This is a genomic window from Sphingomonas sp. BK345, from assembly GCF_014193845.1.
Lineage (GTDB): Bacteria > Pseudomonadota > Alphaproteobacteria > Sphingomonadales > Sphingomonadaceae > Sphingomonas.
Genome location: NZ_JACHZX010000001.1, coordinates 127,783 through 150,156 on the forward strand (window position 1 = coordinate 127,783; position 22,374 = coordinate 150,156).

A 22,374-nucleotide genomic window follows, 5' to 3' on the forward strand; every position below is an offset into this window, starting at 1 on the left:
GGTGTTCCCCTATTCCGACCAGGCGCGCAGCAGCGTGTGTGCGATCGCGTAGGGCGGCGGCGCGACGAAGCGCCCCCCCTCGCCCGCGAGCGCCGCGCGCACCTCGTCGCGCGTGACCCACATCGCGTCCTCCAGCTCGTTGGCGTCGAGCGTGATCGCGTCGTCGATCGCCTGCGCGACGCAGGCGATCATCAGCTGCGACGGGAACGGCCACGGCTGGCTCGCGACGTAGCGGACGTCCTTCACCCGCACGCCCGACTCCTCCGCGATCTCGCGCGCCACCGCCTCCTCGATCGACTCGCCCGGCTCGAGGAAGCCCGCCAGCGCGGAGTAGCGCCCCGCGGGCCAGCTCGGCTGCCGGCCCACTAACGCGCGCCCGTCATGTTCCGCCAGCATGATTACGACCGGGTCGACGCGCGGGAAATGCTCCGCCGAGCAGCCCGGGCAGCGTCGCCCCCAGCCGGCGCGGAACAGCCCGGTCGCGCTGCCGCAATTGGCGCAGAAGCGGTGCCGCGCGTGCCAGTCGAGCAGCGAGCGCGCCGCCGCGAAGGTCGCCGACTCGCCCGTGCGCAGTTGGTCGAGCAGGCCGAACAGGCTGGGCGAGCGGAACGGCGGCGGCGCGCCCGCCCCGGGCACGATCGCGGCGAAGCGCGGCGCCCCCGCGTCGAGCCCGAGCAGCACCAGCTCCGCCTCCGCCGGCGCGGCGGAGAGCGGCGCCCAGGCGAGCGCGCCCCCCTCCCCTACCACCGGCTCGAACGACTCGAGCACCAGCAGCCGCGCCGCCGGATCGGCGGCGGCCGCCGCGAGGCCGTCCGCGTCGTGGCGCAGCGCGTCGGCGCGGTCGAGCGTGCCGCCGGTGAAGCCGGTCGCGATCACCGCGGTACGCCGGGGTGGAGCCGCGCCGCGTCGCGCGCCAGCGCCGCGAACGTCTCCTTGGCCAGCGGGTAGCGCTCGCCCGGGAAGTAATTGACCATGATCGTCCCCCTGAAGCGCCGCGCGGGGTCGACGATCGCCACCGTCCCCGCCGCGCCGCCCCAGCCGTAGCTGCCCTTCGACGCGCCGCCGGCCTCGTCGGCGAGATAGACCACCCCGCCCGCGCCGAAGCCCTGCGCTACGCCTTCCTTGTTCTTATAGCTCACGCCCGGCGGCAGCAGGTTGGACATCGCCAGCCGCGCGGTCTCGGGCTTCATGATCGTCACGCCGTCGAGCGTGCCCGCGTCCTGCAGCATGTGGAGGAAGCGGTCGTAATCGCGCGCCGACGCCACCAGCCCCGCGCCGCCGTACGGGAAGCTGGGCGGCTGGAGGAACACCGAACGCGCCGCGGGGTCGAGCGGGATCAGCTGGTCGCCCGCGAAGGCGTAGTTGGTCGCGAACCGCGCGACGTTGCCCGGCACGACCTGGAAGTCGGTCGAGGTCATGCCGAGCGGATCGAGGATGCGCGCGCGGACGAAGCGCTCGAACGGCTGCCCGGACACCTTCTCGATCACCGCGGCGAGCACGTCGAGCCCCATCGAATAATGCCACGTCGTGCCCGGCTCGGCGACGAGCGGCGCCTGCGCGACGCGCTCGGCAAAGGCGATCAGCGAGGCCGGCCGCGTCTTGCGCGCCACCGCCTCGGTCTGCGCGTTCGCCGAGAAGGGGACGAGGCCGAGCCGCTCATATTCCTTGAGCAGCGGCCCCTGCGCGTTGATCTGATAGCCGATCCCCGAGCTGTGCGTCATCAGCTCGCGAATCGTGATCGGCGCGCGCGCGGGGCGCGTCGCCAGCGACGTGTCCGGACTGGTCAGCACCTTCATTCTAGCGAAGCCGGGGAAATAGTTGGAAAGCGGGTCGTCGAGCGACAGCTTGCCCTCCTCCACCAGCAGCATCGCCGCCATGCCGGTGATCGGCTTGGTCATCGAATAGACGCGCCACAATGAGTCGGGGCCGGCGGGCTGCGCGCCCGGATCGGTCGCGACTGCGCCCGCGCTGACGAACACGGTCGGCAGGTCGCCCAATCCGAAGGCGCCGACGATGCCCGGCATCTTCTTGTCGCGGACATAGCCGTCGAACAGCGCCTGGGTCGTCGGCAGGATTTGCGCGGCCGGCAGCCCCTGGAGCGCGCTTGTCCCCTGCGTGGGTGGCGCCGTCTGCGGCCGGGGGGCGGGCGCCGGCGCCCGCTGCGCCGAGAGCTGAGCCGCCGCCACCAGCGCGGTGAGCGCCGCCGTACCGAACCACCGGAACACCGTCATGCCTGTCTGCTCCTCGCCACCGCTGCCGCCTTCGCGAACAAGGTCGGCAGCCCCGCCTCGTTCAGTGTCGCGACCGGCCACCATTCACCCAGGTTGGTCGCGCGCTCGGTGTCGGCGACGGCCACGTCCAGGTCCAGCGTGAAATGCGTGAAGCCGTGCTCGACTCGTCGCTCCAGCACGCGCCATGCCGCCTCCGCGGGCGCGTCGCGCAGCCCCGGCGGCGCCAGCTCCCACGGGCCGGTCGGCAGCGCGCGCATGCCGCCGAGCAGCCCCTTCTCGGGGCGGCGCACCAGCAGCACGTGGCCGTCGCGCTCGAGCCAGAAGATCGTGCCGTAGCGATGCGGCCGCGCCGCCTTGGGTTTCTTGACCGGGAAGGCCTCGGGCGTGCCGAGCGCGAGCGCGGCGCACTGGTCGGCGAGCGGGCAGAGCAGGCAGCGCGGCTTGCGCGGAGTGCACACCGCCGAGCCCAGGTCCATCAAAGCCTGCGCATAGTCGCCGGCGCGGTTCTCCGGCGTGATCGTCGCCGCGGCGGCGCGGATCGCGCGGCGGCCGCCCGGCAGCGGCGCGTCGATCGCGAACAGCCGCGCCACCACGCGCTCGACATTGGCGTCCACGACCACCGCGCGACGTCCGAACGCGATCGCCGCGACCGCGGCGGCGGTATAGTCGCCGAAACCGGGCAGCGCGCGCAACGCCTCCTCGGTGTCGGGCAGCCGGCCGCCGTGCTCCGCCGCGATCACGCGCGCCGCGGCGAGCAGGTTGCGCGCGCGGGCGTAATAGCCAAGTCCCGCCCACGCCGCCATGACGTCCGCCTCGTCGGCCGCGGCAAGGTCCGCGAAGGTCGGCCAGCGCGCGACCCACGTCGCGAAGCGCGGGCGCACCGTCGCCACCGTCGTCTGCTGCAGCATCACCTCGCTCAGCCAGACTCGATAGGGATCGGGCGTCTCGCCCGGCAGCGCGCGCCACGGCAGCGCGCGGCGGTGGCGGTCATACCAGTGAAGCAAGGGCTTGGCGGCAGTGATCGCGCGCTTGGCGTCCATGCCCCGGCTATGGCATGGGGGCGGGAATGAGCAAGCGCCCTCGCGTCTCCGATCAACCTCCCGAGCGGCAGAACCGGTCGCGCCAGGTGGCCGAGCTGCTGCCCGCGGTGGGCGGGGCGGCGTTCCGGCGCTTCGGCTTCGTCCAGTCCGCGATCGTGTCGCGCTGGCCCGAGATCGTCGGCGAGAAGCTCGCTGCTGCCAGCACGCCCGAGTCGATCCGCTTCCCGGTCGGCAAGAAGCAGGACGGCACGCTGACGCTCACCGTCCGCGGTGCGCACGCACCGATGATGAGCCACCTGACGGTCGAGATCATCGAGCGGGTCAACCGCTTCTTCGGCTATGCCGCGGTGTGCAAGGTGGCGATCCGCCACGGCGAGGTGACCAAGCGCCCCGAGCGCCGCGCGCCGCCGTCGCTCGCCCCCGCGCCCGAGCTGGGCGGCAGCCTAAAGACGATCGCCGATCCCGAGCTCAAGGCGGTGCTCGAGGCGCTCGCCTCGGGCGTCGCCGCCAACCCTCCCGCGCTGCCGAAGGTACGATGACCCGCTTCCGCTCGGTCCTGCTGCCCCTCGCCGCGCTCGCGCTCGGCACCGCCGCGGGCGCCGCCGCGCCGCGCCCCTGGACCGCGGTCGCGACGCCGGTGGCGACCGGCAGCTACCTGATCGGCAACCCCAAGGCGCGGGTGAAGCTGGTCGAGTACGTCAGCTACACCTGCCCGCATTGCGGCCATTTCGCCGCCGAGTCGCGCGCGACGCTCGGCGCCATGGTGCGCTCGGGCTCGACCAGCGTGGAGGTGCGCAACCAGATCCACGACGGGATCGACCTTGCCGCCGCGACGCTGGCGCGCTGCGCCGGGCCGGCCGCTTTCCCCGCGCTGCACGAGGCGTTCTTCGCCAAGCAGGAGGAATGGTACGAGCGCGCCGCGGAGTGGAGCGAGGGCAATCGCGCGCGCATCGCGTCCTGGCCCCAGCTCGACCAGCTCAAGGCGGTGGCGCAGGGCGCGGGGCTCGACGCGATCGCCAAACAGGCCGGCGCGCCCGCCGCGGCGATCGACGCCTGTTTCGCGAGCGACGCGCAGGTGAAGCGCGCCATCGCGGCGTCCGAGGCGACGAGCAAGGTGAAGGGCACGCCCGCCTTCGAGCTCAATGGCAAGCTGATCGAGAACGTCGGCTGGGCGCAGCTCGAGCCGCAGTTGCGCGCGGCCGGCGCGCGGTGATGTGGCCGGTCTTCCATCCTCCCCTGCAAGGGGAGGTGGCGCGCGCAGCGCGACGGAGGGGTGTCGCCGCTGGTGAGTCCAGCGACACTCGCCGGCCGGGTCACCCCTCCGTCAGTCCTTCGGCCTGCCACCTCCCCTTGCAGGGGAGGATCAATCGAAAACTATACGGTCTTATCAACGGAGTGACCGAATGAAGCGTCTCGCATCTCCCCTGCTCTTCGCCGCCGCGGCGCTGCTCGCCGGCTGCGGCAGCGGCGGTGACGGCAACGGCAGCGCACCCAGCGCGCCCGCCGGCTCGGTCAAGGCGGTCGCCGCGCCCGCGGGCTCGGACTGGACCCAGCAGGTCCGCCAGACCCCCGAGGGCGGCTTCGTCATGGGTAACCCCGATGCGCCGCTCAAGCTTGTCGAGTACGGCTCGCGCACCTGCCCTACTTGCGGCGCGTTCGGCCAAACGGGCATGCGCCCGCTCGAGGAGAATTACGTCAAGACCGGCAAGGTCTCGTACGAGTTCCGGGACTTCCTGGTCCACGGCCCGCCCGACTTCGCGGCCTCGCTGCTCGGCCGCTGCGCCGGCGCCGCGCCGTTCTTCCCGATCCTCGAGCAGATGTATATCGATCAGCCCAAGTTCCTCGACGCGCAGATGAAGGCGGCGCAGGATCAGTCGTTCCTCCAGTCGACGCAGAACGCCACGCCGGCACAAGTCGCGAACGGCTGGGCGGACAAGATGGGCTATGTCGAGTTCGTCAAGCAGCGCGGCATCACCGAGGCGCAGGCGCGCGCCTGCCTCAACGATCCCAAGGCGATCGAGGCGCTCACCAAGATGACGCAGGACGCCACCGAGAAGCAGGACGTGACCGGCACGCCGACTTTCTTCCTCAACGGCCGCAAGCTGGAGAACAGCGTCACCTGGCAGGCCATCGAGACCGCGCTCAAGTCTGCGGGCGCCTGATCCCGAGCCTGACGCGGGGCTGACCCTCGATGCGCATCAAGCGGCTGCGGCTGACCGGCTTCAAGAGCTTCGTCGACCCGGCCGACCTGCGCATCGAGCCGGGGCTGACCGGGGTGGTCGGCCCCAACGGCTGTGGCAAGTCGAACCTGCTCGAGGCGCTGCGCTGGACGATGGGCGAGAACAGCGCCCGCTCGATGCGCGGCGCCGGCATGGAGGACGTGATCTTCGCCGGCACCGCGACGCGGCCGCCGCGCGACTTCGCCGAAGTGTCGCTGCTCGCCGAGATCGACGCGCCCGACGGCGCGCAGGAGCGCGAGATCGTCCGCCGGATCGAGCGCGGCGCCGGCTCGGCCTATCGGCTCGACGGGCGCGACGTCCGCGCCAAGGACATCCAGCTCCTGTTCGCCGACGCCGCCACCGGCGCGCACTCGCCCGCGCTGGTGAGCCAGAATCGTATCGGCGCGGTGATTGCGGCCAAGCCGGGCGAGCGCCGCGCGATGCTGGAGGAGGCCGCGGGCATCGCCGGGCTCCACGTCCGCCGCAAGGACGCGGAAGCGCGGCTGCGCGCCACCGAGGCCAATCTGGCACGGCTCGACGAGCTGATGGCGGACCAGGGCACGCGCATCGCCGCGCTGCGCCGCCAGGCGCGCGCCGCCGAACGCTACCGCCTCCTCTCCGAGCAGATCCGGCTGGCCGAGGCGCGGATGATCTTCGCGCGCTGGCGCGACGCCGCCGCCGCCGCGACCGCGGCCAAGCAGGAGGCCGACGCTGCCGCAGCGCAGGTCACCACCGCCACCGCGGCGGAGCAGGCGACGCTGGCCGCGCAGCGCGCCGCCGCCGAGCAGGTCGCCGCCGCGCGCGCCGCCGCGCTGGCGGCGCGCGACCGTGCTGGCGAGCTCGCGCACCAGCTGACGCGCGCGCGCGAGCAGCGCCACGGCGCGCAGCGCCGGCTGGAAGAGATGGAGTCGGCACGCCGGCGCATCGGCGAGGATCGCGCGCGCGAGGATTCGCTCGCGCACGACGCCGCCGCCGCGCTCGACCGGATCGCCGCCGAGGCCGAGACGCTCGACCGCCGTGTCGCCGAGGGCGCCGCCGCGCTGCCCGCGCTCGACGCCGCGCTGGCCGAGGCGGAGCGCCACGCGCGCGACGTCGAGGTGGCGCTCGCCCAGGCGCTGTCGGCCGAGGCGGCGGAGGCGGCCGAGCGCCGCGTCGCCGCCGCCGCGCATGCCGCCGCCGCGGCGCGCCACGAGCGCGCGCGGCGCGAGGCGATGCGGCTGGCCGAGGCGATCGAGGCGCTCGACGATTCGGCCACGCTGGAAGCGGCGCGCGATGCCGCGCGCGCGGCGCAGACGGACGCGCAGGGGCGGGTGGCCAAGGCGCGCGCCGCGCTCGACTGGGCCGAGACGAGCGAGACCGAGGCGCGTGAAGAGCGCGATCCTGCCGAGGCCGCGCGCGCCACCGCCTTGGCGGCGTTGGCGGCGCTCGACGGCGAGGCGGCGGCGCTGGCGCGGGCGGTGGACCAGAAGGGTGAAAAACTGCTCGACTCGGTCAGCGCCGAGCCCGGCTTCGAGCGCGCGCTCGCCGCGGCGCTGGGGGACGAGCTCGAGACCGCGTTGGCCGACTGGCACGGCTCGCCGCTCGGCGAAGACGATCCGGCCGCCCCGATCGGCACGCTGCCGCTCGCCGCCCGGGTCACCGCGCCGCCAGAGCTGGAGCGCCGTCTGTCGCAGGTGTTCCTGGTCGAGACCGACTCGGCGCAACCGCTACGCCCCGGGCAGCGGCTGGTGACCCGCGAGGGGCGCGTGCGGCGATGGGACGGCTACGTCAGCACCAGCGGCGGCGTCGCCGCGGCGGAGCGGCTGGAGCGCCGCAACCGCCTCGCCGCGCTAGAGGCCGAGCGGCCCGCGGCCGAGGCGGCGGTGGAGCGCGCGACGCAGCGGCGCACGCAGATCGACGAGCGCATCGCGCGCGCGCGTGCGGCGGCGCAGTCCTCGCGCGCGCTGCTCGCTCAGGGCGAGACCGACGTCCGCGCGGCGCAGCGCGACGAGGACCGCGCCGCGGCCCAGATCGAGCGACTCGCGGGTCAGCGCGCCGATCTCGCGCAACGCGCCGAGCGGGTCACCGCCGAGGCGGCGGAGGCGTTCGCCGAGCAGGAGCGCGCCGCCGACACGCTCGCCGCGCTGCCCGACGGCGCCGCCGCGGCGGGCGATACCGCGCGACTGCGCGGCAAGGCCGAGGCGGCGCGCGCCAAGGTGGCGCTGGCGCGCTCCGATCGCGCCACGCGCGAGCGCGAGCTGACCGACGCGCGCGAGCGTCGCGCCGCGGGCAAGAGCGAGGCGCAGGGCTGGCGCACGCGCGCGGGCGAGGCCGCCAAGCGGATCGCCGACATGGACCAGCGCGCGACCGAACTGGAACGCGAGCTGACCGCGCTGCGCGAGCGCCCCGACGCGCTCGCCGCCGAGATCGCCACGCTCGACAGCGAGGTGAGCGCCGCGCGCGCCGCCTCCGACTCGACCCAGGCCGAGGAGCGCGCCGCCGAGGCCGCACTGCGCGACGCCGACACCGCGCACGCGCGCGCCGCCGAGGCGCTCGCCACCGCGCGCGAGGCCCGCGCTGGCGCCACCGCGCGCGCCGAGAACCACGAGCTGCGCCGCGTCGAGATGGGGCGTGTCTCGGGCGAGCGCTTTGAATGCCCGGCTCCAGTGCTGCCCGAGAAGATCGGCTTCGTCTCGGCAGAGGTCGGGTCGCCGCAGGACGAGTCGAGCGCGCACGAGCGGCTGACGCTCGATCGCGAGCGGCTCGGCCCAGTCAACCTCGTCGCCGAGCGCGAGCTGGCGGAGCTGGAGACGAGCGGCGCCGCCACCGCGGCGGAGCGCGAGGAGCTGGGGCAGGCGGTCAACCGGCTGCGCGGCTCGATCGGCACGCTCAACCGTGAGGGGCGGCAGCGGCTGCTCGCCGCCTTCGAGGCGGTCGACGGCCATTTCCGGCGGCTGTTCACCACCTTGTTCAACGGCGGTCAGGCCCATCTCGCGCTGGTCGACTCGGACGATCCGCTCGAGGCGGGGCTCGAGATCATGGCGCAGCCCCCGGGCAAAAGGCTTCAGTCGCTCACCCTGCTGTCGGGCGGCGAGCAGGCACTGACCGCGGTGGCGCTGATCTTCGGGCTGTTCCTGACCAACCCGGCGCCGATCTGCGTGCTCGACGAGGTCGACGCGCCGCTCGACGACGCCAATATCGAACGCTTCTGCGACCTGCTCGAGCAGATGAGCCGCGAGACCGACACGCGTTACCTGATCGTCACACACAATGCGGTGACGATGAGCCGGATGCACCGCCTGTTCGGAGTGACCATGGTGGAGCGCGGCGTGAGCCGACTGGTGTCCGTCGACCTCCAGGCGGCGGAGCTGCTCGCCGCGGAGTAAGCGGGATTGCGCACGCGCCCTCCCTTCCCTCCTGCGTCATCCCGAATTTGTTTCAGGATCCACGATGCCGCGCACTCAGCGGCGTGAGCATTTGCGGACCGGTAAATCCCGAAACAAAGTTTAGGATGACGTCAGCCGGAGAGGCAAGGTCAGCGCCCACTCACCCCTGCGCCGCTACCAGCGCCTCCACCTCGCGCCCCGCCGGCGCCGCCACGCGGCGTGTCAGCAGCCGCCGCAGCGGGTACAGCACCGCGGCGGCGCGCACGGACAGCGTCAGCACCACCGCCACCGCGGCGAGCGAGGCACACACCAGCAGTCGCACCCAGCGCTCGCCGTCGATCGCGGTGCCGGCGCGCAGCAGCGTCACCACGATCAGTGCGGCGCCGATCCCGCGCAGCCAACGCCGCTGTGCCGGCGACGTCGCGCCCGCGTCGCGGTGGAAGCGGTGCGACGCCGCCGCGAGCAGCACGAACGCTAGCGCACACAGCACGAAACCCTCACACATGCGCCAGTTCTCCCACCTTCCTGCGTGTCTTCACCTGTCGCTCGCGTCCCGCGCTCCACGCTGCCGCGGCGAGCAGCGCCGCGATCGCCAGCATCGCCACGTCGAAGCCGACGAACAGCCCGTCCCCGGCCCGCAGCGAGGCGAAGAAGCCGCGCTCGGTCGTGGCCGCGTTGACGAGGGGGATGGCGCCGAACAGCAAGGCCCCCAGCGCGAACAGCTCGCACCACGCGCGCTTTGCCGGGCGCGCCAGCTGGAGCAGCGCGGCACCACCCCAGGCATAGAACATCGTCGCCACCTCGGCGTCGGCGCGGCCCGCCGCCGCGGCGGGGATCAGCCGGTTGGCCAGCAGATAGCTGGCCATGCCGATCGGCAGCGCGGCGATCGCGGCGATGTTGAGGCGCTCGACCAGCCGCAGTCCGAAAAATGGCGCGACGTTCGGTCGGCGGCGCGCCGCGGTCCACAGCAGCAGCCCGGTGCCCACCATCGCCGCACCGGTCAGCCCGAGCGCGAACAGCAGCCAGCGCAGCGCCGGCGCGGCGAACTGCGCGGTGTGCAGCCCCAGCATCACCCCGGCGGTAGACAGCGCCGGGCCGGCGCCGATGTCCGCCGCCGTCACCCGCCCTGTCGCACCGGAATAGGTCACGGTGCCGCCGCGCGCGTTGAGACCGCTCGCCCCGCCCGACGCCACCGCCACCGTCGCCGCGGCATCACCGGGGAAGCGGATCACGACGCGCTGCGCATGCTGGCCGAGTCGGCGCTCGGCGTCCGCGATCAGCGGTGCCACCGCCACCAGCGGCGCCGCGCGACCGCTCGCCTTGTTGTCGAAGACATAGCCATAGGCCTCTTTGCCGAAGTCGGCTGGCTGCCGGTAATTGGCGACGATGGGCCAGGGCATGTACATCAGCACCAGCGTCATCAGGCCGGTGTAGGTGATCATCGCGTGATAGGGCAGCGCGAGCACCGCCGAGACATTGTGCGCGTCGAGCCAGCTGCGCTGCCCCTTGTGCCAGCGCAGCGTGAAGAAGTCGGCGAAGATGCGCTTGTGCGTCACCACGCCGGACACGATCGCACCCAGCATGAACATCGCGCACAGACCCGCGAGCCAGCGTCCCCACGGGTGTGGCAGCTGAAGCTGGAAGTGGAAGCGGTAGAAGTGCTCGCCGCCGCGGGTCTCCCGCGCGTGGATCGGCTCGCCGCTGCGCGGGTCGAGCTCCAGCTCGGGCGGCCGCGGGCGCTTGGCGGGCTTGGCGTCCGCACCGGGAATGGCGAACACGCGCGTCACCGCGGTGCGGTCGTCGGGCAGGTAGATGTACCATTGCTCGTCGCCGGCACCGACGCGCGACAGGTAGCGGACCGCGGACTGCGCCGCCGCCGCGGCGCTTACCCTATTGGCGGGCTGCTCGGGCTGCATCCACTGCGTGATCTCGGGGCGAAAATAGCTCGCGGTGCCGGTGAGGAACATGGCGAACAGGATCCAGCCGGCGAGCAGGCCGAGCCAACCGTGGATCCACGCCATCGACTGCCGCAGCGACCGGGTCACGCGCGCGCGCCGATCAGCCAGACCACGCCGCCCGCGAGCGCGGCGACGCCCCATATCAGCGCGGCGACGCGGACGAGCTTGGGCTCGTGAAAACACCACAGGCCGATCACCGCATAGACCAGAAAGCTGGTGATCATGCCCCAGGCGGTCGCCTCGGCGCGCGACACGGGCAGCAGCCGCGACACGAGGCTCACTAGCGCCGCGGCGGCGGCATAGCCGCCGAGCAGCGCCGTGATGCAGCGCGCGAGCATGGCGAGCGCGGCGGGGCGGATCAGCACCCGGCGTCGCGGCATCTGCCCTCGCTGCATCAGCATTCGACCTTTCCCCTTGCCCCTTCGCTCAATGGCTTATAGCGGCCTTTGCGAGTCACTAGCAATAGCGAAATAAAGAGGTCGATATGAACAACAAGCGCGCCATCCGGCTACTCGCGTCGACGCTCGCCGGCGGCGTCGCGCTCGCCGCCGCGCCCGCCGCGGCACGGCCGTTCGCCGACCTCACCACCGCCGAGTCGCCGGCGCCGGCCGAGGCCCCCGCCCCTGCCGACGACCCGAGTGACCGCGACGACATCCTCGTCACCGGCGAGCGTGAGCGCCGCGACGGGCGTAGCGGTGCCAAGACCGACACCCCGCTGATCGCGCTGCCGCAGACCATCACCGTCATCGACGAGGACGAGCTCACGCGCCGCAACGCGCTGTCGATCAACCAGGCGCTGGGCTATGTCGCGGGCGTCGCGCCCAACCAGCGCGGCAACGTGGCGACGCGCTACGACCAGCTCTTTTTGCGGGGCTTCACCCCCGGCGTCTTCATGGACGGCATGCGCCAGCAGGGCGGAGTCTATTCGAGCCCGCAGACCGACTTCCACCTCGTCGAGTCGGTCGACGTCATCAAGGGTCCGGCCTCGGTCCTCTACGGCAGCGGCACACCCGGCGGGCTGATCAATCTCACGAGCAAGCTCCCCTATGCCGAGGCGGGCAGGCGGATCGAGCTGGCCGGCGGCAATTTCGACCTGCTGCGCTCGGCGATCGACCTCAACCAACCGCTCGACCGTGACGGCCGCTGGCAGTTCCGCGTCATCGCCGGCGCCGAGCGCAGCGACGGCTTCCTCCGCTACACCCGCAACCGCCGCTATTACGCGCGCCCGATGCTGACCTTCGCGCCCGACGATCGCACCAGCGTGACCCTGATCCTGAGCTACCAGCGCGACCCCGAGGCCTCGTCCTACAGCGGCGTCCCGGCCTATGGCTCGGCTTTGCCCAACCCGTTGGGCACGCTATCGGTAGATCTCAACGTCTCCGAGCCCGGCTATGAGGCCTTCGACCGCGAGCAGAGGTCCGCGACGCTGCTGTTCCGCCACCGTCTGTCGGACGCGCTGACCTGGACCACCAACGCGCGCTACTATGACGTTGACCTCCACTATCGCCAGATCTACCTCTCGGCGTTCCGCACCGCCGGCACCGGCGCGGCGCGCGCCACCGACTTCTCGACCATCGTGCGCGGCGGCGGCGGATCGGACGAGCACTTCCGCACGATCACGCTCGACAATCGGCTCGCCGCCGAGCTCGCCACCGGGCCGGTACGCCATGTCGTGCTCGCCGGGCTCGACTATGCGCACAACGAGGGCCGCAACGACCAGGGCTTCCTCACCGGCGAGACCAGCGACCCCACGACCAGCATCAGCAACTTCGACCTGTTCCAGCCGCGCTACGGCGGCACCCTGCCCAGCTTCGCGCTGACCCAGACGCGCAACTTCCGCCGCATCGACCAGACCGGCGCCTATGTGCAGGACCAGATGACGCTCGGCGAGCTCAACCTGATCGCGAGCGGGCGCTGGGACTGGTACGACCAGCTCACGCGCAACCGCACCAGCGGCGCGGTGACACGCTCCTCGCAGACCGCCTTCACCGCGCGACTCGGCGCGCTGTACGAGACCAAGTGGGGCGTGGCCCCCTTCGCCAGCTATGCCGAGAGCTTCGAGCCGCAAACCGGCGCCACCTTCGAGGGCGCTGCCTTCGTGCCGGTGACCGGGCGGCAATATGAGGCCGGGCTCAAGTTCCAGCCGCGCGGGACCGAGGCGCTGTTCACGCTCTCCGCCTTCGACCTGCGCCGCCAGAACGTCCCCGTGGCCGATCCGTCGCGCCCCAATTTCCAGATCCAGGTCGGCGAGGTGAAGGTGCGCGGCATCGAGCTCGATGGTCGCGGCGAGATCGCGCCCGGCGTCACCGTCGTGGTGGCAGGGAGCTACACCGACCCGCTCGTCACCAGCGGCACCATAGCAATGGGTAGCGGCGGCCAGCTCGCCGGCGTCACCGGCACGCGCCCGCTGGGCGTGCCGCGCTGGAGCGCGTCGAGCTTCCTCTCCTGGGACCTCGGCGACTCGGTCGCCGGCGCGCTGGGCGGCGTATCGGTCGGCGGTGGCGTGCGCTACGTCGGCGAGTCGGACGGCACTGCCAGCTATGTCCGGGACAACGCCACGATCGTCGAGCGCTTCGACTCACCCGGCTATGTGCTGGCGGATGCGCTGCTCGGCTATGACTTCGGCGCGCTCGATCGCCGCTGGGACGGGCTGAGCCTCAGCGTCAATGCCAGCAATCTCTTCGACACGCGCCATATCGCCAGCTGTTTCTTCAACAACAGCTGTTACTATGGTGCATCCCGGACAGTGGTGGGGACACTCCGCTACGCCTGGTGAGGACGTCGGAGTTATAGCGTCATTAACCAAAATCGGCGATGATGCGCGCATCCCGTGGAGCGCGACGAATGACCGATCCTGCCGCCGACAGTCCGATGCGCCGCGCCGTGGCGTTGTGCCGCCGCCATGTCGCGGCGGCCTTCGGCTTCAGCGCTCTGGTCAACGTGCTCTACATCGCGCCGACCCTGTACATGCTCCAGGTCTACGACCGAGTGGTGCCGACGCAGGGGCAGCTCACTCTGTTGTTCCTGACGCTGGTACTGCTATTCGCGCTGGTGACGCTGTCGCTGCTCGACCGCGTGCGCACGCGGCTGCTGGTACGCGCCGGCGTGCAGCTCGATGCCGCGCTGGCGCCGGCGCTGCTCGACTCGACGCTGGGCCGGCCCGATCTGCCGATGGCGCGTCAGGCGCTGCGCGAGTTCGACACGCTGCGCCAGACGCTGAGCGGCGCCGGCGTGCTCGCGCTGTTCGACGCACCCTGGACGCCGATCTACATCTTCGTCTGCTTCCTCGTGCATCCCGCGATCGGCGCGGTGGCGCTGGTCGGCGGCACGATCCTGCCCGTGCTGGCGTGGCGCAACGAGCGCGCGACCCGCACCGCGCTGGAGCGCGCCCAAGTCTCCGCCGCCAACAGCTACGCTAGCCAGGAGGCGATGCTCGGCGGCGCCGAGGCGGTGCGCGCGCTCGGTATGCGCCGCGCGATGGTGGCGCGCCAGCTGCGGCTGCGCGAGGCGATGCTGGCACAGCAGACCGCGGCGGGCTTCACCGGCGGCAATTATCTCACCGCGACCAAGTTCGTGCGGCTCGCCTTGCAGAGCCTGGCGCTCGGGCTGGGCGCGCTGTTGGCGATCGACAACCAGATCTCGGCGGGCGCGATCTTCGCCTCCTCCTTCCTGATCGCGCGCGCGCTCGCGCCGATCGAGCAGCTGATCGGCGGGTGGAAGGCGATCGCCCAGGCGTTCGGCAGCTACCGGCGGCTCGACAAGCTGCTGATCGAGACGCAGCATGCCGTCCCCGCGACCCAGCTGCCCGCCCCGCGCGGCGCGATCGCGCTGGAGGGCGTGACGCTGCTCAACGACACGCGCGACGGCACGATCGTCTCCGACGTCACACTGCAGATCGCGCCGGGCGAGGTGGTGGCGATGATCGGGCCGAGCGGCGCGGGCAAGTCGACGCTCGCCCGCATCATCGCCGGCGCGGTCCGCCCCGACCGCGGCCGCGTCCGGATCGACGGTGCCGATCTCGGCGACTGGGACCCCGAGCGACTCGCCGCACACGTCGGCTACCTGCCGCAGGAGCCAACGCTCTTCGCGGGCACGATCAAGGAGAATATCGCACGTTTCCGCGGCGAGCTGGGCGAGGACAGCGCCGCGCTCGACGCCGCCGCGATCGCCGCGACCGAGCGCGCCCGCGCGCGCGAGCTGGTGCAGCGGCTGCCGAATGGCTTCGATCATCAGCTCAAGCCCGGCGGGCGCGGCCTCTCCGCCGGCCAGTCGCAGCGAGTCGCGCTGGCACGTGCGATGTACGGCGACCCGGCGTTGCTGGTGCTCGACGAACCCAACGCCCACCTCGACTCCGAGGGCGACGCCGCGCTGCTCGCCGCCATCGATCACTACAAGCGCGCCGGCCACACCATCCTGGTGGTCAGCCACAAGCTCGGCATCCTGCCCGTGGTCGACAAGCTGCTGCTGATGCGCGGCGGCCGGGTCGAGCTCTTCGGACCGCGCGACGAGGTGCTCCAGCGCATCGCACCGCCCAAGCTGCGCACCGTTCCAGCCGGCGGGGCCGCCCCTGCCCCGGCCCCTGCCGCCGATATCCCCACTCCCGCCGCGAGCGCCTGACATGGCCAGCCTGCCGATCACCGACACCGTCCACCTGCCCGCCGACCCGCGCCGCGACATCCGCACCGGGGTCGTGATCGCGGTGCTGTTCTTCGTGCTGTTCCTGGGCTGGGCCGCCTTCGCGCGGCTCGACGCCGCGGCTTATGCCGAGGGCGTGCTTCAGGTCTCAGGCCAGCGACAGACCGTACAGCACCGCGACGGCGGTGTCGTGCAGGCCATCCTCGTCCGCGAGGGCGAGCGCGTCCGGCGCGGCCAGCTGCTGATCCGGCTCGCCTCGCCGGAGGTGCGCGCCACCGAGCGCGCGCTCGCCTCGCAGGCGATCCGATTGCTGGCGCAGCGCGCGCGGCTCCAGGCCGAGCAGCTCGGCCAGGGGCAGATCGCGACGCCGGTCGAGTTCGCGTCGATGCCCGAGGAGGACAAACCCGAGATCGCGCTGGCGATGCGGCTCCAGCAGACCGAGCTGCGCGCGCGCACCGCGACTCTCGCTTCGCAACGCGACGCGCTCGGCCAGCGCGGCGCGCAGTCGCGCGAGCAGGGCCGCGGCTATGGCGAGCAGGTCGTCTCGGCGCAGGAGCAGCTGCGGCTGCTCGACGCGCAGCTCGACGCGCTGCGGCCAGTGGCCGCCAAGGGCTTCGTCTCGCAGACCCGCCTGCGCGAGCTGGAGCGGATGCGCGCCGAGCTGCAGGGCCAGCGCGGTCAATATGCCGCCAGCGTCGCACAGACGCGCGAGGCCGCCCGCGAGAGCCAGATCGAACGGCTCGAGGCCGAGCGCACCTTCAGCGAGCGCACCGCCGCCGACCTGCGCGACGTCGAGACCAAGCTGGGCGACGTGATGCCCAAGCTGAGCGCGGCGCGCGACCAGCTGGCGCGTACCGAGATCCGCTCACCCGCGACCGGCGCGGTGGTGGGACTGACGGTGTTCACTCCCGGCGGTGTGATCGCGCCGGGCCAGAAGCTGATGGACGTGGTGCCCGAGCGCACGCCGCTGCGCATCCAGGCGCATATCTCGCCCGACGACGCCGACGACCTCACCGTCGGCCAGAAGACGCTCGTGAAGTTCCCCAGCCTGCACGAGCGTGACCTGCCCGAGCTGACCGGCGAGCTGACCCGCCTGTCGGCCGACAGCTTCACCGACGAGAAGACCGGGCGCAGCTATTTCACCGGCGAGGTAGTGGTGCCGCCGTCGCAGCTGCGGCTGCTGTCGAGCTTTCGCGGCAAGGACTTTCAGCTGCGCGCCGGCATGCCCGCGCAGGTGCTGATCCCGCTGCGCAAGCGCACCGCGCTCGACTATGCGGTGGAGCCGCTGGTGGGCGGCTTCTGGGCCTCGTTCCGCGAGCATTGAGGGGGGGCGATGGGCCGGCGCGCTCGCGCCACGCCTCCCCGCGTTTTCCTCTCTTCCGTCATTCCCGCGAAGGCGGCAATCCAGACGCGTTGTCCTTCGTCGGGGGGCGGGCCGGTCGTCGCTTCACGCTAAGCGTTGTTGTTCCGCTTCCTAGTCGCGCATGTCGAGCTGTCTCCGCGGCTCACTGTCGTCCGCGCGTCTGGATCCCCGCCTGCGCGGGGATGACGACGTGAGCGGACGGCGTGCGGCAACAAGGTTCCGCGTGAACAACTCGCCTCATCGACGTTATAACTCATTCTGGCGCTTGATCACGTCGAATTAACCATCGCGAACGTAGAGCGACCTCGTTCCGAACGATCAGCAAGCGGCGACGGCGGGACGCCTTTCCAGCTCCAGCGACGAGACCGATCATGGCCCAGCCCATGTCCGCCCCACTTCCGCCCGCCGAGCCGAAGCGCTCGCACCTGTATATCCTCCGCGCGCTCGCGCTGCTGCGGCCCGAGAAGGTCAAGGCCGGGTCGTTGATCGGCGCCGGCCTGCTCGTCGCGCTGCTTCAGGTCAGCGAGCCGCTGCTGTTCGGCAAGGCGGTCAACGGCCTCACGTCGGGCGCCGGGCCGATGCGCTACGTCGCGATGTGGTGCGGGATCAGCGTCGCGGTGTTCCTCGCCAGCGTCGTCATCTCGCTGCTCGCCGACCGCATGGCGCACCGGCGCCGCCTTGCCGCCATGTCCTCCTACGTCGAGCATCTGCTCGCGCTGCCGCCGTCATTCCATACCCAGGCGCGCTCGGGCCGGCTGATGCGGATCATGATCTCGGGCTGCGACGCGCTGTTCAACCTGTGGCTGCCGCTGCTGCGCGACCAGATCACCAATCTGGCGATCGTCGCGGTGCTGCTGCCGATCGCGCTCGCCACCAACTGGCGGCTCGCGCTGGTGCTGCTCGCGCTGATGGTCGTCTATTCGGCGGTCAACCTCGTGGTGATGCGCCATACCTCGACCGGCCAGGCGCAGGTGGAGGACCGGTTCACCGACATATCGGGTAATCTTGGTGACCTCTTCGGCAACGTCACCGTCCTGCAGAGCTTCCTCGCGGTGCCCGGCGAGCTGGGCAACGTGCGCCGCTCGCTCCACGACCTGCTGCACGCGCAATATCCGGTGCTCAACTGGTGGGCGGTCTCGGCGGTGCTGACGCGCGGCGCGTCGTCGATCGCGATCGTCTCGATCTTCGGCTTCGGCGCGGCGCTGGTGTCGCGCGGACTCGCCACGATCGGGGACGTCGTCTCCTTCGTCGGCTTCGCGACTCTGCTGATCGCGCGGCTGGAGACGATCACCAGCTTCATCGTCGACAAGGCGCAGCGCCTCCCAGCGCTGGTGCAGTTCTTCGACGTGCTCGATCAGCAGAGCCATATCGGCGAGACCGCCGACGCGCGACCGCTCGCGGTGAGCGAGGGTCGGGTCACCTTCGAGAAGGTCTCGTTCCGCTATCCCACTGGCTCGGGCGCGGTGCACGACCTCAGCTTCGAGGTCGAGCCCGGCCAGACGGTCGCGATCGTCGGCCCGACCGGATCGGGCAAGTCGACCGCGCTGGGCCTGTTCCAGCGTGCCTATGATCCGGAGAGCGGGCGCATCCTGGTCGACGGGCAGGACATCCGCGACGTCACGCTCGCCTCGCTGCGCGCCGCGACGGGCGTGGTGTTCCAGGAGGCCGGGCTGTTCAACCGCTCGATCGCGGAGAATATCGCGATGGGCAACCCCGACGCGACGATGGAGCAGATCGAGGACGCGGCGCGGATCGCCGGCGCGTACGACTTCATCATGCGCAAGCCGCAGGGCTTCGCCACCCCGGTCGGTGATCGCGGCGCGGGCCTGTCGGGCGGCGAGCGTCAGCGCATCGCGATCGCGCGCGCGCTGCTGAAGAACGCGCCGATCCTGCTGCTCGATGAGGCGACCAGCGCGCTCGACGTTGCCACCGAGGCGCGCTTGCAGGAGAGCCTGGAGCGGCTGCGCCAGGGCCGTACCACCTTCGTGATCGCGCACCGCCTGTCCACCGTGCGCGCGGCGGACCGGATCGTGGTGCTCGACCAGGGCCGGATCGTCGAGCAGGGCGGCTTCGACGAGCTGCTCGCGCGCGGCGGCGCCTTCGCCCAGCTGGCGGCGGACGGCGGGCTCACCGTGCCGGCGGCCAATGATGACGCGGGTGAGCGCGCCGCGGCCTGAGCGCGGGGCGTGAGGGGCGGTTGGCAGCATTCCTCCCCGCTCGGGGGAGGAGGACCAGCCGCAGGCTGGTGAAGGGGGACTTCCACATGCGCTGCGCTGGGTGGGTATCCCCCTCCACCACGCCCTACGGGCGCGGTCCCCCTCCCCGTGCCGGGGAGGATCTGCGTTGCGGCCCCCTATGCAGCGTAAGGCACTCTCGGACGGTCGGGCGCTTGAGCTTGTGCCGGCTCATCGATGGACGCTCATAGCCGGCCGGTAGATAAGCACGTCATGTCCTCTGACCCCGCGGCCCACACCCCACTCGAACACTGGCGATCGCAGCTCGCCACCGGCGGCCGCGACGTGCCCGGCTTCGATCCGAACGACGGCGGCGCCGCGGCGCGGTTGCTCCTCCTCCTCGAGACCCCCGGCGCGCATGGGCCGGCGATCGTCTCGCGCGACCACGCCACGGGCACGTCGCGCAACCTCAAGCGCTTCCTCGCCGAGGCGGGGATCGAGCGGCGCGACACGCTGCTGTGGAACGCGGTGCCGTGGAACGTCCACGCCCAGGGCGAGCGCAACCGGCCCCTTCACCGCGGCGAAATTGCCGAGGGCCTCGCGCTTCTCCCGCCTCTGCTCCACCTGCTGCCGCGGCTGGAGGTGGTGGTACTCGCCGGCCGGGTCGCGCGTGGGGCCGCCGCGCTGGTCGAGCGCGAACAGCCTCACGTCGGCGTGCTGACGATGCCGCACCCCTCACCCACCTATGTCTGCACCAGCCCAGCGGTGCCGCGCGCGATCGTCGCGACGCTCGCCGAGGCCGCGGCGCGGCTCAGTCGAGCCGGCGCGCCAGTTCCACGTTGAGCCCCAGCGCCGCGAGCGTGCCGAGCGCGCCCGAGAGCAGATACGCCCCCGCCGCAACCAGCCCGAACGCCTGGGTCAGCGCCAGCGCGGCGAGCGGCGCGAAGCCGGCGCCGAACAGCCAGGCGAGGTCGGAGGTCAGTGCCGCGCCGGTGTAGCGCGCGCGCTTCGGGAAGTTGCTCGTCACCGCGCCCGATGACTGGCCGAACGACAGGCCCAGCAGCAGGAAGCCCATGACCATGAACAGCACCTCGCCCGCGCGCCCGCCGTTCAACAGCGTCGGCGCGAAGCCGCTATAGGCCGCGATCCCCGCGGCAGTGTAGCCGAGCACGCTGCGTCGGCCGATCCGGTCGGCGAGCAATCCGGACAGCACGATCGCGCCGAGACCGACCACGCCGCCGATCGTCTCGATCAGCAGGAAGCTGGCGATGCTCTCGCGGGTGAACAGATTCACCCAGGAGAGCGGAAAGACCGTCACCATGTGGAACAGCGCGAAACTGGCCAGCGGCGCGAACGCGCCGATGATGATGTTGCGCCACTGCGCCTTCACCGTGGCGCCGACCGGCGACGGGGTGAGCTCACGGCTCTTGAACAGCTCGGTATATTCGGGCGTGACGACGATGCGCAGCCGCGCGAACAGCGCCACCACGTTGAGCGCGAACGCCACGAAGAAGGGATAGCGCCAGCCCCAGGAAATGAAGTCGGCGGCCGGCAGCGTCGACACGAAGAAGGCGAACAGCGCACTCGCCACCACCAGGCCGAGCGGCGCGCCGAGCTGGGGCACCATCGCCCACCAGCCGCGCTGCTTCTCCGGCGCGTTGAGCGCGAGCAGCGAGGCCAACCCATCCCATGCGCCGCCCAGCGCGATACCCTGACCAATACGGAACAGCGCGAGCAGAATCGCCGACCAGCCACCGATCTCGGCATAGCCGGGCAGGAAGGCGACCAGCACGGTCGACGTGCCGAGCAGGAACAGCGCCATCGTCAGCTTGGTGCCGCGGCCATGCCGACGGTCGACCCACATGAAGATCTGCGTGCCGATCGGGCGCGCGATAAACGCCAGCGGGAACAGCGCGAACGACCACAACGTGGCGGTGATCCGCTCCATGTACGGGAACACCACCGTCGGGAAGACCAGCACCGACGCGATGGCGTAGACGAAGAAGTCAAAGAATTCCGAGGTTCGTCCAATGATCACGCCGATCGCGATCTCACCGGGACGGACCTGATGGTCGTCCCGCGTGTTGACGTTGCGGGCGCCGCGCTCGAGCGGCGCGGAGTGTGCGGTGGCCATTCTATGTTCCCGATCGGACGTATCTCGCGGCTCCTTAGCCTAAGTGCCACAACGCCGGGATGGGACAAAATGTCCTATTCCGCTGCGCCGCAGCAAAGCCTAGCTGCGCGACCATGATCCCCCTGCCCTCTCCCTCGCCCTCGCGCCGCGTGGTGTCGCTCGCGCCGCGCCTGCTCGCGCTCGGCGCGCTGGCCATGCTCGGCGGCTGCGACACCGTGGTGATGAACCCCGCCGGCGATGTCGCCGTGCAGCAGTCGAACCTGATCATCTGGTCGGTCGTGCTGATGCTGCTGATCATCGTGCCGGTGATGGCGCTGACGGTGGTGTTCGCGTGGCGCTATCGCGAGACCAACACCGAGGCGACCTACGAGCCCGACTGGGACCATTCGACCGGCCTCGAGCTGGTGATCTGGTCGGCGCCGCTGCTGATCATCATCGCGCTCGGCGCGCTGACCTGGGTGGCGACGCACACGCTCGACCCTTATCGTCCGCTCGCGCGCACCGCGCCGGGCAAGCCCGTCGCCGCGACCGATCGTCCGCTCGAGGTGCAGGTGGTCTCGCTCGACTGGAAATGGCTGTTCATCTACCCCGAGCAGGGCATCGCCACGGTCAACGAGCTGGTCGTTCCGGTCAACCGGCCGGTCAAGTTCACGATGACCTCGTCCAGCGTGATGAACGCTCTCTGGGTGCCGGCGATGGCGGGGATGGTCTATACCATGCCGGGCATGGAGACGGTGCTGCACGGCGTGCTCAACCGTACCGGCAAGTTCGCCGGTCGCTCGGGGAACTACTCGGGGGCCGGCTTCTCGCACATGACCTTCTGGACCCACTCGGTCGCGCCCGCGCGGTTCGAGCAATGGGCCGCGGGCGTGAAGCGGAACCGCTGGCGCCTCGACACGGCTTCCTATCTGAGGCTGGAGCAGCCGACCGAGAAGGTCCCGCCGCTCGGCTTCGGCAGCGTCGACCCCACGCTGTTCCGCCGCGTCGTCGCGATCTGCGTCAAGCCGGGCACCGACTGCATGCAGGGCATGTCGCATGCGGGACCGGCGGTGAACGACCGCGCGCCGCGTGACGGCGAGGCCAAGGGCGCGCTGACCCGCGACCCGTCCGAGAAGGGCGAGTCGCCGCACCTTAGCGCGCCGCACGGCCAGGCACCGGGCCAGAACGATCCCGGCGCCGGCAGCAACCGCAACATGACCGAGCTTCACCTTCCGGCGCCGCTGCGCGCCCGTGCCTCGAAGGAGGCCTGAGGACC

General features: G+C 71.7%; 17 protein-coding genes. 10 read left to right on the plus strand and 7 right to left on the minus strand.

All coding sequences use genetic code 11. The annotated features are described in order from the left end of the window. Positions 1 to 9 precede the first annotated feature (9 nt). Genes nudC through mutY form a run of 3 tightly spaced genes read right to left on the minus strand, consistent with a single transcriptional unit; the run spans position 10 to position 3,271 of the window. Positions 10 to 876, minus strand: coding sequence for an NAD(+) diphosphatase (nudC, locus tag FHY03_RS00580; protein ID WP_183928088.1), 867 nt, complete (start codon positions 874 to 876; stop codon positions 10 to 12). Continuing rightward, complete coding sequence (locus FHY03_RS00585; RefSeq protein ID WP_183928090.1) at positions 873 to 2,231, minus strand: serine hydrolase; 1,359 nt, start codon at positions 2,229 to 2,231, stop codon at positions 873 to 875. The genes nudC and FHY03_RS00585 overlap by 4 nt, the downstream gene beginning before the upstream one ends. Next, the gene (gene mutY / locus FHY03_RS00590; RefSeq protein ID WP_183928092.1) at positions 2,228 to 3,271 is read right to left on the minus strand and encodes an A/G-specific adenine glycosylase; all 1,044 of its coding nucleotides are present in this window, start codon (positions 3,269 to 3,271) and stop codon (positions 2,228 to 2,230) included. Before mutY ends, FHY03_RS00585 begins: the two co-directional genes overlap by 4 nt. Positions 3,272 to 3,297: 26 nt before the next feature. On the opposite strand from mutY, the gene FHY03_RS00595 reads away from it, so the two are divergent. The 4 genes from FHY03_RS00595 to FHY03_RS00610 all read left to right on the plus strand — a co-directional run bounded on the left by FHY03_RS00595 (position 3,298) and on the right by FHY03_RS00610 (position 8,855). Then, positions 3,298 to 3,810 (plus strand): DUF721 domain-containing protein, encoded by a 513-nt coding sequence (locus tag FHY03_RS00595; RefSeq protein WP_183921135.1) that lies wholly within the window; start codon positions 3,298 to 3,300, stop codon positions 3,808 to 3,810. Beyond that, positions 3,807 to 4,484 carry a thioredoxin domain-containing protein gene (locus FHY03_RS00600; RefSeq protein WP_183928094.1) on the plus strand — a complete coding sequence of 226 codons (678 nt, stop codon included), beginning with the start codon at positions 3,807 to 3,809 and terminating at the stop codon, positions 4,482 to 4,484. Before FHY03_RS00595 ends, FHY03_RS00600 begins: the two co-directional genes overlap by 4 nt. Positions 4,485 to 4,674: 190 nt before the next feature. Continuing rightward, positions 4,675 to 5,433 (plus strand): thioredoxin domain-containing protein, encoded by a 759-nt coding sequence (locus FHY03_RS00605; protein WP_183921137.1) that lies wholly within the window; start codon positions 4,675 to 4,677, stop codon positions 5,431 to 5,433. A gap of 29 nt (positions 5,434 to 5,462) precedes the next feature. Further along, positions 5,463 to 8,855 (plus strand): chromosome segregation SMC family protein, encoded by a 3,393-nt coding sequence (locus FHY03_RS00610; RefSeq protein WP_183928096.1) that lies wholly within the window; start codon positions 5,463 to 5,465, stop codon positions 8,853 to 8,855. A 160-nt stretch (positions 8,856 to 9,015) separates the two neighbouring features. On the opposite strand, the gene FHY03_RS00615 is transcribed toward FHY03_RS00610, so the two are convergent. The 3 genes from FHY03_RS00615 to FHY03_RS00625 are packed head-to-tail and all read right to left on the minus strand — an operon-like array spanning position 9,016 to position 11,214. Then, the gene (locus tag FHY03_RS00615) at positions 9,016 to 9,360 is read right to left on the minus strand and encodes a DUF3325 family protein (RefSeq protein ID WP_183921139.1); all 345 of its coding nucleotides are present in this window, start codon (positions 9,358 to 9,360) and stop codon (positions 9,016 to 9,018) included. Continuing rightward, positions 9,353 to 10,900, minus strand: coding sequence for a PepSY domain-containing protein (locus tag FHY03_RS00620; protein WP_183928099.1), 1,548 nt, complete (start codon positions 10,898 to 10,900; stop codon positions 9,353 to 9,355). The genes FHY03_RS00615 and FHY03_RS00620 overlap by 8 nt, the downstream gene beginning before the upstream one ends. Then, entirely contained in the window at positions 10,897 to 11,214 is a 318-nt protein-coding gene (locus FHY03_RS00625; RefSeq protein WP_183928100.1) for an iron transporter, read from the minus strand. Before FHY03_RS00625 ends, FHY03_RS00620 begins: the two co-directional genes overlap by 4 nt. An 83-nt stretch (positions 11,215 to 11,297) precedes the next feature. Here FHY03_RS00625 and FHY03_RS00630 point away from each other — a divergent pair, with 83 nt between their 5' ends. The 5 genes from FHY03_RS00630 (at position 11,298) to FHY03_RS00650 (ending at position 19,828) form a co-directional block, all read left to right on the plus strand. Continuing rightward, positions 11,298 to 13,589, plus strand: a complete 2,292-nt coding sequence (locus FHY03_RS00630) for a TonB-dependent siderophore receptor (protein WP_183928102.1) — start codon at positions 11,298 to 11,300, stop codon at positions 13,587 to 13,589. A 68-nt stretch (positions 13,590 to 13,657) separates the two neighbouring features. Continuing rightward, positions 13,658 to 15,430 (plus strand): type I secretion system permease/ATPase, encoded by a 1,773-nt coding sequence (locus FHY03_RS00635; protein ID WP_260158591.1) that lies wholly within the window; start codon positions 13,658 to 13,660, stop codon positions 15,428 to 15,430. A 1-nt stretch (position 15,431) separates the two neighbouring features. Further along, the gene (locus tag FHY03_RS00640; protein ID WP_183928104.1) at positions 15,432 to 16,772 is read left to right on the plus strand and encodes an HlyD family type I secretion periplasmic adaptor subunit; all 1,341 of its coding nucleotides are present in this window, start codon (positions 15,432 to 15,434) and stop codon (positions 16,770 to 16,772) included. Positions 16,773 to 17,194: 422 nt separating this feature from the next. Then, positions 17,195 to 18,988 (plus strand): glucan ABC transporter ATP-binding protein/ permease, encoded by a 1,794-nt coding sequence (locus FHY03_RS00645; RefSeq protein ID WP_183921144.1) that lies wholly within the window; start codon positions 17,195 to 17,197, stop codon positions 18,986 to 18,988. Positions 18,989 to 19,258: 270 nt separating this feature from the next. Further along, entirely contained in the window at positions 19,259 to 19,828 is a 570-nt protein-coding gene (locus FHY03_RS00650; RefSeq protein ID WP_260158592.1) for a uracil-DNA glycosylase family protein, read from the plus strand. On the opposite strand, the gene FHY03_RS00655 is transcribed toward FHY03_RS00650, so the two are convergent. After that, positions 19,797 to 21,119, minus strand: coding sequence for an MFS transporter (locus tag FHY03_RS00655; protein ID WP_183928108.1), 1,323 nt, complete (start codon positions 21,117 to 21,119; stop codon positions 19,797 to 19,799). The genes FHY03_RS00650 and FHY03_RS00655 overlap by 32 nt on opposite strands. Before the next feature lie 113 nt (positions 21,120 to 21,232). Between FHY03_RS00655 and cyoA the strand changes: the two genes are divergently transcribed. Beyond that, positions 21,233 to 22,369, plus strand: a complete 1,137-nt coding sequence (gene cyoA / locus FHY03_RS00660; protein WP_183921147.1) for a ubiquinol oxidase subunit II — start codon at positions 21,233 to 21,235, stop codon at positions 22,367 to 22,369. Positions 22,370 to 22,374: the final 5 nt, after the last annotated feature.

What these genes read in the sequence shown, in the direction of transcription:
- FHY03_RS00585 (WP_183928090.1), bottom strand. Translation starts at nt 2,231, where the DNA reads ATGACGGTGTTCCGGTGGTTCGGTACGGCGGCGCTCACCGCGCTGGTG.
- mutY (WP_183928092.1), bottom strand. Translation starts at nt 3,271, where the DNA reads ATGGACGCCAAGCGCGCGATCACTGCCGCCAAGCCCTTGCTTCACTGG.
- FHY03_RS00595 (WP_183921135.1), top strand. Translation starts at nt 3,298, where the DNA reads ATGAGCAAGCGCCCTCGCGTCTCCGATCAACCTCCCGAGCGGCAGAAC.
- FHY03_RS00600 (WP_183928094.1), top strand. Translation starts at nt 3,807, where the DNA reads ATGACCCGCTTCCGCTCGGTCCTGCTGCCCCTCGCCGCGCTCGCGCTC.
- FHY03_RS00605 (WP_183921137.1), top strand. Translation starts at nt 4,675, where the DNA reads ATGAAGCGTCTCGCATCTCCCCTGCTCTTCGCCGCCGCGGCGCTGCTC.
- FHY03_RS00610 (WP_183928096.1), top strand. Translation starts at nt 5,463, where the DNA reads ATGCGCATCAAGCGGCTGCGGCTGACCGGCTTCAAGAGCTTCGTCGAC.
- FHY03_RS00615 (WP_183921139.1), bottom strand. Translation starts at nt 9,360, where the DNA reads ATGTGTGAGGGTTTCGTGCTGTGTGCGCTAGCGTTCGTGCTGCTCGCG.
- FHY03_RS00625 (WP_183928100.1), bottom strand. Translation starts at nt 11,214, where the DNA reads ATGCTGATGCAGCGAGGGCAGATGCCGCGACGCCGGGTGCTGATCCGC.
- FHY03_RS00630 (WP_183928102.1), top strand. Translation starts at nt 11,298, where the DNA reads ATGAACAACAAGCGCGCCATCCGGCTACTCGCGTCGACGCTCGCCGGC.
- FHY03_RS00635 (WP_260158591.1), top strand. Translation starts at nt 13,658, where the DNA reads ATGACCGATCCTGCCGCCGACAGTCCGATGCGCCGCGCCGTGGCGTTG.
- FHY03_RS00640 (WP_183928104.1), top strand. Translation starts at nt 15,432, where the DNA reads ATGGCCAGCCTGCCGATCACCGACACCGTCCACCTGCCCGCCGACCCG.
- FHY03_RS00645 (WP_183921144.1), top strand. Translation starts at nt 17,195, where the DNA reads ATGTCCGCCCCACTTCCGCCCGCCGAGCCGAAGCGCTCGCACCTGTAT.
- FHY03_RS00650 (WP_260158592.1), top strand. Translation starts at nt 19,259, where the DNA reads ATGTCCTCTGACCCCGCGGCCCACACCCCACTCGAACACTGGCGATCG.
- FHY03_RS00655 (WP_183928108.1), bottom strand. Translation starts at nt 21,119, where the DNA reads ATGGCCACCGCACACTCCGCGCCGCTCGAGCGCGGCGCCCGCAACGTC.
- cyoA (WP_183921147.1), top strand. Translation starts at nt 21,233, where the DNA reads ATGATCCCCCTGCCCTCTCCCTCGCCCTCGCGCCGCGTGGTGTCGCTC.